This is a genomic window from Niveispirillum sp. GW835-FHT14G11, from assembly GCF_058793615.1.
The window spans coordinates 134,772-150,717 of record NZ_JBXAFZ010000012.1 but is presented as its reverse complement, the minus strand read 5'-3'; the positions used below and the strand labels follow the sequence as shown (position 1 = coordinate 150,717).

The window sequence follows — 15,946 nt, the reverse complement described above, 5'->3', positions numbered from 1 at the left end:
GTCAAACTCCAAACCGACGGGTGATGGTGGCGTAATCATGATGCAGACGCGGCGCGATCTTCCGTTCCATATCCGCAACAATTTCGGCTTTCAAAGGACGATCGGGCGGCGCCACGCTGTAGCGCGCCCGTATCAGCCCGCCCAGCAGCAGCGGGTGGGCGCGTTCCAGGTCGGCCAGGGTGGGATCGTTCATGGAGATGCTCATGCCGCCTTCCCCTTCACCAGGCTTTCCACCGCATCGGCCAGACGGTCGGCCGCATCCGGGATGGCCCAGACGGCGGCCGCCTTGGCGGCCACGCCCAGACGGGTGGGATCGGCCAGGAAAGCAGCCAATTGTTCCGATACCGCAACAGGTGTGAAATCCTGCTGCGCCAACATCCAGGCGCCGCCGGCATCGACCAGCGATTTGGCGTTCGCCGTCTGGTGGTCATCCATGGCGTACTGATACGGCACCAGCAGGGATGGGCGGCCGACCACCGACAATTCCGCCACCGTTCCGGCACCGGAACGGGCGATCATCATGTGGCAGCCGGCCAATTTCGACGGCATGTCCTTGAAGAAGGTGTTCAGCTCCGCCTCCACCCCCATCTGGGCGTAGGCCGTACGGGCGACCTCGATATTCTCCGCCCGCGCCTGCTGCACGATCTTCAGCCGATAGCGCACATCCTCGGGCAGCATCTCCACGGCGCGGGGCAGCACCTCCCCGAAGATGGCCGCACCCTGGCTGCCGCCGGTGACCAGCAGGTTCAGCGGGCCGCCTGCATAAGGGGCGGGATAGGGCGCGTCGCGCAGGACCAGGATGTCCGGGCGCACGGGATTGCCGGTGCGCACCACGCGCCGCCCATCGGCGGCACCCAGACCGGCCACGCTGGGAAAGCTGGTGCAGATCATCCGCGCCTTGGCCGCCAGCAAGCGGTTGGCCCGGCCCAGCACGGCATTCTGCTCATGCAGCAGGGTGGGGATGCCGGCCATCTGTGCGGCAAACAATGTGGGCACTGACGGATAGCCGCCGAACCCGACCACCAGCGCCGGGTTCAACTCGCGCAGCAGCGACCGGGCCTGTGCCGTGCCGAACACCAGCTCCACCACCATCCGCACTTTTCCCAGGATACCGGGGGCGGATGTCGCGGCGCGGATACGCTCCACCCGCACATCAGGCAGACTGTCGCCGAACGCCTTGCCGCGCTTGTCGGTGACCAGGATGACCGAATGCCCGCGCTGGGTCAGCGTGCGGGCAAGGGCTTCTGCCGGGAACATGTGGCCGCCGGTCCCCCCGGCCGCCAGGATGATGGGGCGGGGATCGGTCATAGCGCCTCTCCCGGTCCGAAGCGCTTGCGGGTCAGGGCCAGCACCATGCCCATGCCGATGCCCAGCGCGATCAGCGAGGAGCCGCCATAGGAGATGAAGGGCAGGGTCATGCCCTTGGTCGGCATCAGATGCAGGGCGGAACCCATATTGATCAGGGCCTGCAGGCCGAACTGCATGGTCAGGCCGGACGCCGCCAGCATCACGAACAGGCTCTGGTCATTGGATGCGCGCGCGAAGCTGCGCAGCACCACGAAGCCGAACAGGCAGATGATGATCATGCAGGTGATCATCCCCATCTCTTCGCCCGCGACGGAGAAGATGAAGTCGGCATGGCTGTCGGGGATCGACATCTTCACCGTGCCCTGGCCGGGACCGGTGCCCCACACGCCGCCCTTCTCAAATGCTTCCAGGGACCGCGCCACCTGGTAATTGTCCCCCGTGCCGGGGTCCAGGAAGCGGTCGATACGGCTCTGCACATGCGGGAACAGGAAATAGGCGCTGATCAGCCCGCCGATGCCCAGCACGACGCAGGACGCCACGAACACGATGGGCAGGCCCGCCAGGAAGAACTGGCCGAAGAAGATGCAGGTGATGACGAAGGTCTGGCCCAAATCGGGCTGGCTCATCAGCAGCACGACGATCAGGCCGTACAGCCCGATGACCACGGGGATGCCGGGCACATTCTCCTGCGTCCGGTGCAGGGCGAACAGCCAGGCAGCCACCACCGCGAAGGCCGGTTTCAGGAATTCCGACGGCTGCACCGACAGGCCGGGGAATTGCAGCCAGCGGGTGGCCCCCTTGATCTCCATGCCGATGAACAGGGTCAGGAACACGCCCAGGGCCGCACCCAGGAACATGCCCACGGCCAGCCGGCGCACGCCCTTGGGTGACAGCAGCGACACGCCGAACATCAGGCCCAGCGAGGGGATCAGCACCAGCAGGTGCTTTTCGATGAAATGGAAACTGTCGGTGCCGATGCGGGTGGCCACGGCCGGGCTGGCCGCCTGCACCAGTACCACGCCGATGGTGGCGATCAGGATCACCGCCGCCATGGTCCAGCGGTCGACCGTCCACCACCAGCGGCCCAGGATCGAATGATCGGTACGGGAGAAGGATACCATGATCAGACGATCTCCCCTTCGGACAAGGCCTTGACGCGGGCGGTGAAATCATCGCCGCGCACTTCGAAATTCGGGTACTGGTCGAAACTGGCGCAGGCCGGCGACAGCAACACGACCGGATGGTCGCTGCCGTCCTCGCGTGCCCTGTCGAAGGCTTCACGGACGGCGTTCTCCATGGTGCCGCAGCGTGTATGCGCCACGCCACGGGCCTGCAGCCAGGCGGCAAACACCTCCGTCGCCTCGCCGATCAGGAAGGCATGAGTCACGGCGGGCATATATTCGTCCAACCCGTCCAGCCCGGTATCCTTGGCCTTGCCACCCAGGATCCAGTAGATGGGGCGATAGCAGGCCAGCGCCTTGGCGGCGGCATCGGCATTGGTGGCCTTGCTGTCATTGACGAAGCGCACGCCGTCGATGGTGGCCACCAGACTCTGGCGATGGGCCAGGCCGGGGAAGGTGCGCAACCCGTCCAGGATGTCGGCATGGTTGATGCCGACCGACCGGCACAGGGCATAGGAAGCCGCCGCGTTCTGCCAATTGTGCGTGCCCGGCAGGGTGGGCAGGCGGCGCAGGTCGGTCACCGGATGGTGATGCCCGCCGCGATCATCGACCAGCACGCCATCTTCCACGCCGATACCATCCGGCACCGGGCCTTGCGCACTGATGCGGATGATTTTGCCGGGGAATTCGGCATCCAGTTCCAGCGCCATCTGCGCGCAATGCGCATCGTCGACGCCAATCACCGCCACCTGGGTGCCGGCATTCAGGCCCTTCTGGAAAATGCGCTTCTTGGCGGCGATATAGCCATCCATGCCGCCATGGCGGTCCAGATGGTCGGGCGTGATGTTCAGCAGCACGGCGGCGTCGAAGCCCAGCGAGGGCGTCAGTTCCAGCTGATAGCTGGACATTTCGAGCACATAGACCCCGTCGGCCCCCAGCGGGTCGAAGGACAGGGCCGGAATGCCCAGATTGCCGCCCACCTGCGTCGGTCGGCCCGTGCCGGCGATGATATGGGCGGTCAGGGCCGTCGTGGTCGATTTGCCGTTGGTGCCGGTGATGCCGATATAGGTCGCATCCGCCCGCGCCTGACGCAGCAGTTCGACATCGCCGATGATGGGCACGCCCGCCCGCCTGGCCCGTGCGGCCACCGGGTTGGGCGTGGGCCAAGTGTGGGGGATGCCGGGCGACAGGACCAGGGCATGCACGCGGGCAAAGTCCGCCTCATGCAGGTTGGTGAGCGCGATGCCGGCCTCGGCCGCCGCCTTCTGCCCGCCGGCGCCATCGTCCCAGGCCAGCAGGTCGGCCCCCGCCTGCTTCAGGGCGCGCGCCGCCGTCAGGCCCGACCGCGCCAGGCCCATCACCGCAACTCGTCTGCCCTTCAGATGGCCGAGATCGATCATTCCCCTGTCCTCAACGCAGCTTCAGGGTGGACAGGCCGATCAGGGCCAGGATGACGGCGATGATCCAGAAGCGGATCACGACCGTCGGTTCCGACCAGCCTTTCTTTTCAAAGTGATGATGGATCGGCGCCATGCGGAACACGCGTTTGCCGGTCAGCTTGAAGCTGGCCACCTGGATCATCACCGACAGCGCCTCCAGCACGAACAGGCCGCCGACGATGGCCAGCACCAATTCATGCTTGGTGATCACGGAGATGGCGCCCAGCGCCCCGCCCACCGACAGCGATCCCGTGTCGCCCATGAACACCATGGCCGGCGGGGCGTTGAACCAGAGGAAGCCCAGGCCTGCCCCCACCAGCGCGCCGCAAAACACGGCCAACTCGCCCGTGCCCGGCACATGATGGATGCCCAGATAAGCGGAGAAGATGGCATTGCCCGACAGATACGCGATCAGGCCGAAGCACGACGCCGCGATCATGATCGGCACGGTGGCCAGGCCGTCCAGCCCGTCTGTCAGGTTCACGGCATGGCTGGACCCGATGATGACCACGATGGCAAACGGGATGTAGAACCAGCTCAGATGGATCAGCAGATCCTTGAAGAAGGGCAGGGCCAGGCCGGTTCCCATCTCCCACGGCGTGACCATCAGGTACCAGCCGGTGGCGACGGCGGCCACCACCAGGGTCGCCACCAGCTTCACCTTGGACGACAGGCCCTTGGTGTTGCGCTTGGTCAGCTTCAGGTAATCATCGCCGAAGCCCACGAGGCCGAAGCCCACGGTGACCAGCAGCACGATCCAGGTATAGGTGTTGGTCAGATCGACCCAGAGCAGGGTGCTGACGATCACGGCGATCATGATCATCAGCCCGCCCATGGTGGGCGTGCCCTTCTTCTTCAGATGCGTTTCCGGCCCATCGGTACGGATGGGCTGGCCTTCGCCCTGCTTGGATTTCAGCCAGCGGATGACGCGCGGCCCGATGACGAAGCTGATGATCAGCGCCGTCATCACCGCCCCGCCCGTCCGGAAGGTGATGTACCGGAACAGGTTGAAAATCTGGAACTCGTCCGCCAGCGGATAGAGCAGGTTATACAGCATCGTCGTCTCTCGGTTTCCCCGCCTTGTTTCCGGCGGTCGTCCCTTGCGGGTTATTGTCCTGGTGCGCGCGGTCCAGCGCCTTCAGCGCCTCCACCACCAGCGCCATGCGGCTGCCGGCCGACCCTTTGACCATCACGGCGTCACCTTCCTTCACGGCTGCGGTGATGATGGGGGCCAGGGTGGCGCTGTCGCTGCTATGGGCGCCGCGCTTGTCGTCCGGCAATGCGTCGAACAGATGGCGCATGTTGGGACCGCAGCAGAAAACCAGATCGGTGCCGGCCGAAAGGACGGGGGCGGCCAGGCCCGCATGCAGGACGGGCGCGTGATCGCCCAGCTCCCGCATGTCGCCCAGCACCGCGATGCGCCGGCCACCGGTGCCCACCTCCGCCCGACCCAGCACGCCGGCGGCGGCGGCGACCGAGACGGGGGAGGCGTTGTAGCTTTCGTCGATCAGGGTGAAGGTGCCCCCTTCCAGCTCCACCGCCCGGCGCTGTCCGCGCCCCTTGATGGGGGCAAGGCCGGCCAGCGCCTCGGCGGCACTCACCACATCCCCGCCCGCCGCCTTCACGGCCAGCAGGACGGCCAGTGAGTTGATCGCATGGTGACGGCCGGGTAGGGGGATGGTGTAGGTGACATCCACCCCGTCGATGCGGGCCGTGACCAGGCCATGCTCGGCATGCGGCGTGTAATCCAGCAGGCGGCCATCGGCGCTGTTATGGCTGCCGAAGGATTGGATATGCGTCAGGCCTTGCGTGCGGGCGGCGGCCAGCAGGCGGGCATAATGCGGGTTGTCGCGGGGCAGGATGGCGGTGCCCGACGGGTCCATGCCCTCGAAAATCTCCGCCTTGGCGTCGGCGATATGCTCGACGCTGGCAAAGAACTCGATATGCACGGCCTCGACCGTGGTGATGATGGCGATGTCGGGCCGCACCATGCGCGACAGGGGCCCGATCTCGCCGCTATGGTTCATGCCCAGCTCGAACACGCCGAACCGGCTGTCGGCCGGAAAGCGGGCCAGCGACAGCGGCACGCCCCAATGATTGTTCAAGGACCCGACGGTGGCGAAGGTCCTGCCCTGGCTGTCCAGGGCGACCTTCAATGCCTCCTTGGTGCCCGTCTTGCCGACCGACCCGGTGACAGCAATGACTTTGCCATGGGCACGGACCCGGCCCATGCGGCCCAGGTCCTGCAGGGCCAGCATCGTGTCATCCACCTTGACCAGGCGGGCATCGCTCTCCAGCCCGGCCGGAACGTCGGCGACGACGGCGCCCGCCGCACCCTGGGCCAGCGCCTGAGCCACGAAGGCATGACCGTCGAAATTCGGGCCCTTCAGCGGGATGAACAGGTCGCCCTTGGCAATGGTGCGGCTGTCGATGGATACGCCCGTGACCGTCCAGGCAGCATCGCCCAGCGTCTTGCCATTGCAAGCCGCCGCCACCTCGTCGCCCGTCCACAGGATGTCAGCCATCCGACCCACTCCAAACCCGAAATTAAACTCACATCCCCGCCACGACCTGGCGGGCCACCGTTGCATCATCGAAGGGGCGAACCTCAGTCCCCACGATCTGACCCTGTTCATGCCCCTTGCCGGCGATGATCAGAACGTCGCCGGCCGCCAGTTCGCCGATGGCCACCGCGATGGCCTTGGCGCGGTCATCGACCTCCAGGGCGCCGGGGCAGGCGTCCATGATCGCCGCACGGATCGTCGCCGGCACCTCGCTGCGCGGGTTGTCATCGGTGACGATGCAGCGGTCGGCCAGCCTTGCCGCAATGGCGCCCATCATCGGGCGCTTGCCCTTGTCGCGGTCGCCGCCGCAGCCGAAAGCCACCGACAGCCGGCCGGTCGTATGGGGGCGCGCGGCGCGCAGCACCGTCTCCAGCCCGTCCGGCGTATGGGCGTAGTCCACATAGACCGCCGCACCATTCTTGAGGGTTGCAACCATCTCAAGCCGGCCGCGCACGCCCGTCAGGGATGAAAGCTGATCGGCGGCCTTGTCGGCATCCTCGCCCGTGCCGATGGCCAGGCCCAGGGCGCACAGCGCGTTCCATACCTGGAACCGCCCGACCAGCGGCATCTCCACTGTGCGGCGCTTGCCGAACAGCTCCAGCTCCAGGCGCTGGCCATGGGGCAGGGGCGTCACACCGATGACGCGCAGTTCCTTGCCGGCCTCACCGAAGCCGATGACATTCTGCTTGCGGGCATGGGCGGCTTCGGCGATCTGGTCGAATTCCGGGATGTCGGCATTGATGACGGCGGTGGCCCCCTTGGGCATCACCCGCTCGAACAGCGCCAGCTTGGCCTTCAGATAGGCCTCCATGCTGCCGTGATAATCCAGATGGTCGCGCGTCAGGTTGGTGAAGCCGGCGGCTGACACCAGCACCCCGTCCAGGCGAAACTGGTCCAGCCCGTGGCTGGATGCCTCCAGCGCCAGATGCGTGACGCCGGCTTTGGCCACATCGGCCAGCGTGGCATGCAGGGCGACCGGGTCAGGCGTGGTCAGGCTGTCGCTGGCTGGAAATCCCTCGGCCACCAGGCCCAGCGTGCCCATGGCCCCGGCCTTGTGGCCCAGCCCGGCCCAGATCTGGCGGGTGAACTGCGCCGTGCTGGTCTTGCCGTTGGTGCCGGTGACGGCGGCGATCTTCTCGGGCTGCTCTCCGGAAAAGGATGCGGCCAGCAGGGCCAGACGGCGGCGGGGATTGGCATCCTCGATCAGAGTCACGTCGCCGCAACCGTCGGGCAGGACGGTACCCTTGGGCGCCAGGATGGCGACCGCACCGGCGGCAATGGCCTGGGGAATGAAATCACGCCCATCACGCAGCGTGCCCGGCAACGCTGCGAACAGCGTTCCGGGCACGACCTTGCGGCTATCCGCCGTCAGGTTGGTGATGGGCGGGTCGCGTTCCAGCGCCAGGGCCGATACCGCCAGTTCCGTCCGTGATGCCATGATCTCCGACAGCCTTTTCATCAATCGCGGTCTTCCCCGGTCTGGAGCGAGGCCGGGATGGCGGCGACCTGTGCGCCGTTATGGGTGGGGGCCGCCGGGGGCATGGGCCGGACCGCCAAGGCCTGGATGATCTCCGGTGCGGTGTTGTCGACCGGCTTCACGCCCAGCAGCGGGCCGATCTGGGCCACGATATTACCGGCCAGCGGGGCGGCGACCCAGCCGCCGGTGGCAAAGCCGAAGGTCTTCTTGGTGCCCTTGGGCTCGTCCACCATCACATAGATTGCATAGCGCGGATCGTTGATGGGAAAGGCGCCGGCGAAGCTGGAGATGCGGGCATTGCCGGCATAGGAACGGCCCTTCACCTTGTCGGCGGTGCCGGTCTTGCCACCCACCAGATAGCCAACCGCGTCGGCCTTGGTGGCGGTCCCTTCCGTCACCACCAGCCGCATCAGCTTGCGCATCATGTCGGAGGTCTTTTCCGAGATGATGCGGTTGCCCGGCACCTCGTCAGGGTTGTCACGGCGCAGCAGCGTGGCCGGGTGCATGACGCCGCCATTCACCACGCCGCTGACGGCGGTGATCAGGTGCACGGGGCTGACCGACATGCCATGGCCGAAGCTGATGGTCATCATGTTCACTTCACGCCACGGGTTCGGCACCATGGGCCAGCCGCGCTCGGGGATTTCCAGGCTGGCCTGGCGCAGCATGCCCAGCTTGGTCATGAACTCCTTCTGCGCGGCCGGGCCGACCTCCATCGCCATCTTGACGGAACCGATATTGGACGAGTGCTTGAACACGTCGGCCACATCCATCCACTTGTTCTCCGGATGGAAGTCGCTGATCGTGAAGCGGCCGATGCGGATGGGGCGGGTGGCGTCGAACATGTCATGCATGCGGACATGGCCGGATTCCAGCGCCATCGCCGTGTTGAAGATCTTGAAGGTGGAGCCCATCTCGTACACGCCCAGCGTGTTGCGATTGAAGCGGGGGTCGGTGTCCTGCTCCTCCTGCGGCGGCGGCGGGGCATGCGGGTCGAAGTCGGGCGCGCTGACCATGGCCAGGATTTCGCCGGTCTTCACATCCATCACCATGCCGGCGGCACCGACGGCGCGGAATTCCTCCACTGTGGCGGCCAGTTCCTTGCGCAGCACATGCTGCAACCGGACATCGACCGACAGGCGCAGCGGCTCGTCGCTTTCCTTCAGGCGGGTGTCGAAGGATTGTTCGATGCCCATCAGGCCGTTATTGTCCACACCGCTGAAACCCACGACATGGGCGGCCAGGGGCCCTTGCGGATAGACGCGGCGCTCCTCGCGCTGGAAATTCAGGCCGGGGATCCCCAGGCGGAAAATCTCCTGCTGCTGGCGCGGCGACAGGTTGCGCTTGATCCAGACGAAGCGCTTGTCCGACTTCAGCTCGGTCAGCAGCGTCTGGGCATCCAGTTCCGGCAGGACCGTGGTGATCTTCTGGGCGGCTTCACGTGCATCCAGGATCAGCTTGGGATCGGCGAACAGTGAGGCCGTGTGCAGCGAGGTGGCCAGCAGCACGCCGTTGCGGTCGACGATGTCGGCACGGCTGTTCATCATGGTGCGGCTGGCGGCGCGCGCAGTGGTCGGCTCCTTGGCGCCGCCGAAGCTGACGGTGGCATCCACCAGCTTGACGCTCACGGCACCGAAACCCATGGTGAAGGCGGCCATCAGCACGACCAGCCGCGCCTTGCCCATGGCCAGGGCGCCGGCGGCGCGGCCATTGACGCGTACGCGCGGTTCGGCCCGTCCACCCTGGCCATAGCGGTCACCACCGGCCAGATCGAAACCCGTCAGGCTGTAGTTAGCGTCGGTCATCGGGTGGCTCCGTATGTCGCCAGGATCACGCCTTCAGTCGGGCGGCGGGACGGGGCGGGGGGAACGGGGGTGGATTTGGGCGTCGGCGCACGTTCGATCATTTCCGGCTTGGCACTGCCGGGCTTGCGGCCGGGGATCGGGGTATAGGGGGCCGGCTGATTGGGGTCCTTGTTGGGCAGATCCGTCAGCGTGGCGATCTGTGCCGCCCCCGTGGGCTGGAGTAGCAGATGCTCGGCCGACAGCTTTTCCAGCCGCGTCGGGTCGTTCAGATAGGCCCATTCGGCCTTCAGCACCTGGATGGCTTCCTGTTCGGCGATGATGGCGCGGTTCAGGCGGCCCAGTTCACGCTCCTGCTCCTGCGCCTTGTAGCTGGTCTGGTACAGGATGCCGCTGGCGGCGCAGGAAACACCGATCCAGACGATGGTGGACTTGCCAATCATGCGGCTTCTCCCTGGTCCCAGGCCGGTGCCTCGGTACGGATGGCGGTGCGCAGCCGGGCGGACCGGGCGCGGGGATTGCGGGCCTGTTCTTCCGTGCCCGGGCCGGTGCCGGACTTGGAGAACAGGCGGAAGGTGGGGGCGGGGCCGGCATCGGCCTTGCCCGGCATGTGGCGCGACGGGCCGGGGACATTGCCCGACCGTTCCCGCATGAACTCCTTGACCAGACGGTCTTCCAGCGAATGGAAGGTGACGACGCACAGCCGCCCACCCGGCACCAGCAGCCGCTCAGCGGCGTCCAACGCCCGCTCCAACTCGCCCAGCTCGTCATTCACATGGATGCGCAGGCCCTGGAAGCTGCGGGTGGCGGGGTCGATCCCGTCCTTGGATTTCGGCACGCAGGAGCGGATGACATCGGCCAGTTCGCCCGTGCGCTCGAACTTCTTCTCCGCCCGGCGCAGGACGATGGCGCGGGCTACGCGGCGCGACAGGCGCTCCTCCCCATAGCGGTAGAGGATGTTGGCCAGATCGTCTTCCTCGGCATTGTTGACCACGTCGGCGGCGGTGGGGCCGGTGTCGCCCATGCGCATGTCCAGCGGCCCGTCGAAACGGAAGCTGAACCCGCGCTCCGGATTGTCGATCTGTGGTGACGAAACGCCGATATCCAGGACGATGGCGTCGACCTTGGCGACGCCCTTGGCCGCCAGCAGCGCCTGCATGTCGCCGAAGCAGCCTTCCAGCAGCGACAGGCGCGGGGCATAGGCGCTGATCAGCGGCCGGGCGCGTTCATGGGCGGCCGGATCGCGGTCGATGGCGTAGAGATGGATGGCGGCGCTGTCCAGCAGGGCGCGGCTATAGCCGCCGGCCCCGAAGGTGCCGTCAACCACCGTCTCGCCATCGCGGACGGCCATGTCACGCACCACTTCCGCCAGCAGAACGGGGATATGGACGGGCCGGTCGCTCATCATGCCCCCTTCGCCAGGTTGGTGGCGCGGGCCAGGATGGTGGAGAGCGAGATATTGTTGCTGCGGGCCTGCTCGCGCACCACCTGCTCATGCGCGGCGAACGCGGTGGGGTCCCACAGCTGGAAAGTATTGCGGCGGCCGATGAAGGTCACATTCTCGGTGATGCCGGCAAAGGCCATCAGATGGTCGGGCAGGATCACCCTTCCTTCGGGATCAAGGGTCAGCTGCACCGACTGGCCGAACACGGCGGTCTCGATCAGTTCGCGATCGTCGTCGGGCATGTTGGGGTTGTCGAGCGCGTCCGACAGCTTTTCCAGGTGGGACAGCGTACAGGCGTCCAGGGCCTGGGCCTTGAGGGAGGGGAAGACCACCATTTCGGTCGGCGTACCCGCCGCCTGCCCGGCCGACAGGGTCGAGCGGAAGGAGGCGGGGATCGATACCCGGCCCTTCTTATCAACCTTGTTGACCCATGTGGACAGGAACAAGCCCATCACGCCCCACCCTGAATGGTGCCACCCCGGCACCGGAAAATCCGCCGACCTCGCCATTGCCGTTCAATCGCCCCTTCCGATGCAGGCCCGCAGGCGGCATCATTGGGGCGGTATCAGGCTGATGGTCCCTGTCATTGGGTTTTTATGGGATATCATGGGCGAAGCCGGGTGGAAAGGGGGCATAATAATGTTTCCGCCCGATTCAGCATTTTTCCACAGCGTGCGACTCGATCTGTGGATAAGGTGGGGAACAAGAATATAAACAAGTCAAACGGCCAAGATATGTCCAGTTTTTCTTGTTCGGATTTGATTCTCAGACACCATCGCACTGGATGTCATAGGCCGAAATGGACAGATTTAACTTTGATATACCCAAAAGATAGAGGGTGTTTTTCTTATATTTCGAATTTTGAAATATCTCGATCCGAACACCAAATGCATCGAAAACCGTGATATTTAAATTTCGAAGCTTTTTAAATGGTCTACATATTGTGGGGTTTCGGCCAAAATCGGCCCCAAATCTAGGCGGTCTCAGGCTTGTGCCAGGCATTCAGCGGGCAGTTGCGCCTGTGATGATTGTCACAGCCGTAAACCAACCGTAAATAGATTCATGTGGCAGTGCAAGATAAGCGCCAGACGGTCTGTAAGCCGGGTTCTGTCCGCCGGACCATATCCCACATGTGGATGGTATCCGGGGGATGGTCATTCCTCTGGGATGCCCATTGCTGGACACCTCACGCAACCCACCCGGACGACAGCGCGGAAGTGCGCCCGGGCGTTGCCGCCCATGCCGTCCCTATTCGGTTTTGCTCCCGGTGGGGTTTACCATGCCGCCCCTGTCGCCAGGCGCGCGGTGCGCTCTTACCGCACCCTTTCACCCTTACCGGAACCCAGCAATCCCAAGGGATTACGGGGCGTCGGCGGTCTGCTCTCTGTGGCACTTTCCCTGGGGTCGCCCCCGCCGGGCGTTACCCGGCACCGTACTTCCGTGGAGCCCGGACTTTCCTCCCCCATGCGAGTTTCCCCGTTGCATGGGAGCGACCATCCGACCGTCTGGCCGCCGGGTTGTAGGCGTTCGGGGGCCGGAAAGCAACCGGCTTTCAGCCCGAGTCTCTCGCCAGCGCCCGCAAGGCCGCCACGCTGTCGCGATCGATGCCCCGGCCCAGGCTGGCCGGCACCCAGTGCCGCTGGAAGGCACGAAATGCGGCTTCGGCATTTTCGTCCCATGATTTCCCATGGGCGCGATGGTCGGCCCATGAAATCCCATCGGCAGCCAGTTGATAGCCGAATTTGGCCAGCAGCAGGGCGATTTCACCCGTTTCCCACGCCATCCCATCGGCGGGGCGCGGGTCCGGCCACAGGCCGATGCCGGCCATGGCCAGGCCCAGCCAGTCGAACAGCTCGCCCGGATCCTGCTTGCGCGACGGCGCGATGTCGGAATGGCCCAGCACATGTTGGGCCGGTATGGGATAAAGCGCCAGAAGATGCGTGCACAGCCCGGCCAATGCGCGCATCTGCGCCTCCGGAAAGGGGCGATAACCCCATTCATGGCCGGGATTGACCAGCTCGATCCCGATCGACCGGCTGTTGATATCCGTCTCCCCTGCCCAGAAGGAGGCGCCGGCATGCCAGGCGCGGCGGTCATCGGCCACCAGCTGGAAGATGCGCCCATCCTCCTCCACCATGTAATGCGCGCTGACCTGGCTCTGCGGATCGCACATACGGGCCAGGGCGGCGGCGCCGTCGAGCATGCCGGTATAATGCAGGATCAGCATGTCCGGCGGCCCGTCGATCCGGCGGGGGCCATGGTTGGGGCTGGGATGGGGGATGAGGGAGGGCATCGACATCCTCACACCCTAAGGCTCACACCGTATTGCGCGCCACCACGATCTTGGGCCGGCGGATCAGGATGATGCCCACACCGCCCACGACCAGGGCACCGCCGACGATCAGCGCCCAGCTCATCGCCTCGCCCAGCCACAGCACGCCCGCCGCCACGCCGAACACCGGCACCAGCATCAGGAAGGGCACCGTCTGGTTCACGTCATATTGCCGGACCATCGGCTGCCAGATGGCATAGGCGATGATGGTGGAGGCGATCACCATATAGGCGATGCCGGCCCAGGCCCCCCAGCTGGCCTGCAGCACCTGCTCCACCTGCCCCTGTTCCAGGAACAGCGAATAGATCAGCAGCTGCGGTACCGCGAACAGGGCCATATAGGCGTTCAGCTGATAGGGATCGACGCTGCCCATCCATTTCACCTGGATGTTGGAAAAGCTGAACGCCGCCGCCGCCAGCACGATCAGCAGCAGGTGGTACGGGTCGCTGTCCCCGCCACCGCCGCGCAGCGCAATGATGGCCACGCCGACAAAGGCGATGCCCATGCCGATGCCGCGGCGCCAGCCCAATTTGTCCTTGAAGAAATACGCCGCCAGCAGGCTGGCGAACGGCACCTGCAGCTGGATGACGATGCTGGCCGTCGAGGCTTCGGCCCCCACCATGCCATGCAGCATCAGCGGGAAATGCACCCCGCCCAGCACCAGGGAATAGAGCAGGATCTGCCGCACCTGCCCGCGCGGGAACTTCACGAAGGGCAGCAGGACCAAAGCCACCAGCCCGAAGCGCACCGCCATCATGATCATGGGCGAGAATTCGCGCAGCGCGAAGCGCGACACGGCGAAGTTCGTCCCCCACAGGGCCATGACGAACAGCGCCCCCATTATGTGCACCGGCTTCATGGCACCCTATTCCCGACAGATTGGCGACAAAAACTACCGTCACCATCCTTGCCGGTGCGAACGCGCAGCCTGCCACCCTGCAATGCGTGGACGTGATGTGGGTCTGGTGACGCATGTCACAGGAACCGGGGTGCCGGGGGCCCTGTTCCCGTGGAGAGGCGTGCCATATGGAGAATGGAGAGCGGGAGGAAAGCCATGGCCGAATTCGATGCCTACGAGCTGTACATGCTGACCCTGGTCAACCGGGCGCGGGCCGATCCTACGGCCGCGGCTGCCGCCTTCGGCATCGACCTGAACCAGGGACTGAACCCCGGCACCATCTCCGCCACGGCCAAGCAGCCGCTGGCCCCCAACGATATCCTGGCGGCGGCGGCAGAAGGGCACAGCAACTGGATGCTGGCCACCGACACCTTCTCCCATACCGGCAATGGCGGGTCCGATCCGGGCCAGCGCATGGATGCCGCCGGCTATGATTTTATCCGCCCCTATACCTGGGGGGAGAATATCGCCTGGAGCGGGACCACGGGCACCATCCGCCAGAGCCAGCTGGCCGGCTATATCGAACAGCAGCATCGCGGCCTGTTCCTCAGCCCCGGCCACCGCGTCAACATCCTGGGCGACAGCTATCGCGAGATCGGCATCAGCCAGCAGATCGGCGAATTCAGCGGCTATAACGCCTCGATGATCACCCAGAATTTCGCGGCCACGGGCCAGGCGCGCTTTGCCACGGGCGTGGTGTTCAACGACCTGAACGGCGACGGCTTCTACAATCCCGGCGAGGGCGTGGGCGGCGTGTCGATCACTGTCAATGGCAATGCCGCCGGGCAAACGACGGCCGCCGGCGGCTATGCCATCCCCATGACCAACGGCACCTGGACAATGGGCTTCAGCGGGGCGGGCCTGAACGGCGCCTATTACCAGACCGTCGGCATGAACGGCCTGAATGTCGGCGTGGATGCCAAGGCCGCGCAGTTCGCCCCCGTCACCTTCCAGGCCTGGAATACCGCTACAGGGTCCTTCGTGCCGGTGACGCCGCAGGCCTATAGCGGGCCGGTCAGCCATCTGGACTGGCAGCTTTTCGGGACCGATGGTGCCGACAATATGGCCGGCAGCGCCCAGGACGATTTCATGAACCTGACGGGCGGCAATGACGCGGCCAATGGCGGGGCCGGCAACGATGTGCTGGATGGCGGCACCGGTTCCAACTTCCTGATCGGCGGGCAGGGGCAGGACATCTTCTTCGTCGATGGGCGCGGCGGTCAGGTCGCCTGGACCACCCTGGTCGATTATGTGAAGGGGGAACAGGTCAATATCTGGGGCTGGCAGCCGGGTACCAGCCGCATGACCTGGACGGCGATGGACGGTACCGCCGGGTACCAGGGGGCCACCCTGCATGCCGACCTGAACGGCGATGGCGGCATCGACATTTCCGTCACCTTCACCGGCCATAGTGTGGAGACGCTGGGCGTGCCGGAAGAGCGGGATGGGTTGCTGCTGCTGATCTGATACCAAATGCCCGTCAGGCATTTGGTTCGGCGGCGACCGCCGCCGCGCGGCTCGTGCCGCGTAGCCAAGCCGCCGGTTGGGGGGGGGGGGGAAA

At 65.6% G+C, this 15,946-nt stretch carries 14 protein-coding genes and 1 other RNA gene; 1 reads left to right on the top strand and 14 read right to left on the bottom strand.

The genetic code is table 11. The features are described from left to right. Position 1 precedes the first annotated feature (1 nt). The 14 genes from AC1Q7F_RS21850 to AC1Q7F_RS21785 form a co-directional block, all read right to left on the bottom strand. Positions 2 to 205, bottom strand: coding sequence for a hypothetical protein (locus AC1Q7F_RS21850; RefSeq protein ID WP_492510654.1), 204 nt, complete (start codon positions 203 to 205; stop codon positions 2 to 4). Next, positions 202 to 1,308, bottom strand: a complete 1,107-nt coding sequence (gene murG, locus AC1Q7F_RS21845; protein ID WP_492510653.1) for an undecaprenyldiphospho-muramoylpentapeptide beta-N-acetylglucosaminyltransferase — start codon at positions 1,306 to 1,308, stop codon at positions 202 to 204. The genes AC1Q7F_RS21850 and murG overlap by 4 nt, the downstream gene beginning before the upstream one ends. After that, positions 1,305 to 2,429, bottom strand: coding sequence for a putative lipid II flippase FtsW (ftsW, locus tag AC1Q7F_RS21840; protein WP_492510652.1), 1,125 nt, complete (start codon positions 2,427 to 2,429; stop codon positions 1,305 to 1,307). The genes murG and ftsW overlap by 4 nt, the downstream gene beginning before the upstream one ends. A 2-nt stretch (positions 2,430 to 2,431) precedes the next feature. Continuing rightward, positions 2,432 to 3,829 (bottom strand): UDP-N-acetylmuramoyl-L-alanine--D-glutamate ligase, encoded by a 1,398-nt coding sequence (murD, locus tag AC1Q7F_RS21835; protein WP_492510651.1) that lies wholly within the window; start codon positions 3,827 to 3,829, stop codon positions 2,432 to 2,434. A gap of 10 nt (positions 3,830 to 3,839) precedes the next feature. Continuing rightward, positions 3,840 to 4,925, bottom strand: coding sequence for a phospho-N-acetylmuramoyl-pentapeptide-transferase (mraY, locus tag AC1Q7F_RS21830; protein WP_492510650.1), 1,086 nt, complete (start codon positions 4,923 to 4,925; stop codon positions 3,840 to 3,842). Then, entirely contained in the window at positions 4,915 to 6,393 is a 1,479-nt protein-coding gene (locus tag AC1Q7F_RS21825) for a UDP-N-acetylmuramoylalanyl-D-glutamyl-2,6-diaminopimelate--D-alanyl-D-alanine ligase (RefSeq protein ID WP_492510649.1), read from the bottom strand. The genes mraY and AC1Q7F_RS21825 overlap by 11 nt, the downstream gene beginning before the upstream one ends. 28 nt (positions 6,394 to 6,421) lie before the next feature. After that, positions 6,422 to 7,891, bottom strand: a complete 1,470-nt coding sequence (locus AC1Q7F_RS21820) for a UDP-N-acetylmuramoyl-L-alanyl-D-glutamate--2,6-diaminopimelate ligase (protein WP_492510648.1) — start codon at positions 7,889 to 7,891, stop codon at positions 6,422 to 6,424. Continuing rightward, complete coding sequence (locus tag AC1Q7F_RS21815; RefSeq protein ID WP_492510647.1) at positions 7,891 to 9,714, bottom strand: peptidoglycan D,D-transpeptidase FtsI family protein; 1,824 nt, start codon at positions 9,712 to 9,714, stop codon at positions 7,891 to 7,893. Before AC1Q7F_RS21815 ends, AC1Q7F_RS21820 begins: the two co-directional genes overlap by 1 nt. Continuing rightward, on the bottom strand, positions 9,711 to 10,154 hold the full coding sequence (gene ftsL / locus AC1Q7F_RS21810) for a cell division protein FtsL (protein WP_492510646.1): 444 nt from the start codon (positions 10,152 to 10,154) through the stop codon (positions 9,711 to 9,713). Before ftsL ends, AC1Q7F_RS21815 begins: the two co-directional genes overlap by 4 nt. Continuing rightward, positions 10,151 to 11,116, bottom strand: a complete 966-nt coding sequence (gene rsmH / locus AC1Q7F_RS21805) for a 16S rRNA (cytosine(1402)-N(4))-methyltransferase RsmH (RefSeq protein ID WP_492510645.1) — start codon at positions 11,114 to 11,116, stop codon at positions 10,151 to 10,153. Before rsmH ends, ftsL begins: the two co-directional genes overlap by 4 nt. Then, complete coding sequence (locus tag AC1Q7F_RS21800; RefSeq protein WP_492510644.1) at positions 11,116 to 11,607, bottom strand: division/cell wall cluster transcriptional repressor MraZ; 492 nt, start codon at positions 11,605 to 11,607, stop codon at positions 11,116 to 11,118. Before AC1Q7F_RS21800 ends, rsmH begins: the two co-directional genes overlap by 1 nt. 628 nt (positions 11,608 to 12,235) lie before the next feature. Then, an RNA gene (gene rnpB, locus AC1Q7F_RS21795) (RNase P RNA component class A) lies at positions 12,236 to 12,664 on the bottom strand. A 43-nt stretch (positions 12,665 to 12,707) separates the two neighbouring features. Continuing rightward, positions 12,708 to 13,448, bottom strand: coding sequence for an N-acetylmuramoyl-L-alanine amidase (locus AC1Q7F_RS21790; RefSeq protein WP_492510643.1), 741 nt, complete (start codon positions 13,446 to 13,448; stop codon positions 12,708 to 12,710). Between the two features lie 22 nt (positions 13,449 to 13,470). Further along, positions 13,471 to 14,346: a DMT family transporter gene (locus AC1Q7F_RS21785; RefSeq protein ID WP_492510642.1), complete on the bottom strand. Its 876-nt coding sequence runs from the start codon at positions 14,344 to 14,346 to the stop codon at positions 13,471 to 13,473. 195 nt (positions 14,347 to 14,541) lie between these two features. Here AC1Q7F_RS21785 and AC1Q7F_RS21780 point away from each other — a divergent pair, with 195 nt between their 5' ends. Next, complete coding sequence (locus AC1Q7F_RS21780; protein ID WP_492510641.1) at positions 14,542 to 15,852, top strand: CAP domain-containing protein; 1,311 nt, start codon at positions 14,542 to 14,544, stop codon at positions 15,850 to 15,852. Positions 15,853 to 15,946: the final 94 nt, after the last annotated feature.

Coding starts and splice junctions, on each gene's coding strand:
- mraY (WP_492510650.1), bottom strand. CDS start 4,925: ATGCTGTATAACCTGCTCTATCCGCTGGCGGACGAGTTCCAGATTTTC.
- AC1Q7F_RS21780 (WP_492510641.1), top strand. CDS start 14,542: ATGGCCGAATTCGATGCCTACGAGCTGTACATGCTGACCCTGGTCAAC.
- murD (WP_492510651.1), bottom strand. CDS start 3,829: ATGATCGATCTCGGCCATCTGAAGGGCAGACGAGTTGCGGTGATGGGC.
- AC1Q7F_RS21790 (WP_492510643.1), bottom strand. CDS start 13,448: ATGCCCTCCCTCATCCCCCATCCCAGCCCCAACCATGGCCCCCGCCGG.
- AC1Q7F_RS21785 (WP_492510642.1), bottom strand. CDS start 14,346: ATGAAGCCGGTGCACATAATGGGGGCGCTGTTCGTCATGGCCCTGTGG.
- ftsL (WP_492510646.1), bottom strand. CDS start 10,154: ATGATTGGCAAGTCCACCATCGTCTGGATCGGTGTTTCCTGCGCCGCC.
- AC1Q7F_RS21815 (WP_492510647.1), bottom strand. CDS start 9,714: ATGACCGACGCTAACTACAGCCTGACGGGTTTCGATCTGGCCGGTGGT.
- ftsW (WP_492510652.1), bottom strand. CDS start 2,429: ATGGTATCCTTCTCCCGTACCGATCATTCGATCCTGGGCCGCTGGTGG.
- AC1Q7F_RS21825 (WP_492510649.1), bottom strand. CDS start 6,393: ATGGCTGACATCCTGTGGACGGGCGACGAGGTGGCGGCGGCTTGCAAT.
- AC1Q7F_RS21850 (WP_492510654.1), bottom strand. CDS start 205: ATGAGCATCTCCATGAACGATCCCACCCTGGCCGACCTGGAACGCGCC.
- rsmH (WP_492510645.1), bottom strand. CDS start 11,116: ATGAGCGACCGGCCCGTCCATATCCCCGTTCTGCTGGCGGAAGTGGTG.
- AC1Q7F_RS21800 (WP_492510644.1), bottom strand. CDS start 11,607: ATGGGCTTGTTCCTGTCCACATGGGTCAACAAGGTTGATAAGAAGGGC.
- AC1Q7F_RS21820 (WP_492510648.1), bottom strand. CDS start 7,891: ATGAAAAGGCTGTCGGAGATCATGGCATCACGGACGGAACTGGCGGTA.
- murG (WP_492510653.1), bottom strand. CDS start 1,308: ATGACCGATCCCCGCCCCATCATCCTGGCGGCCGGGGGGACCGGCGGC.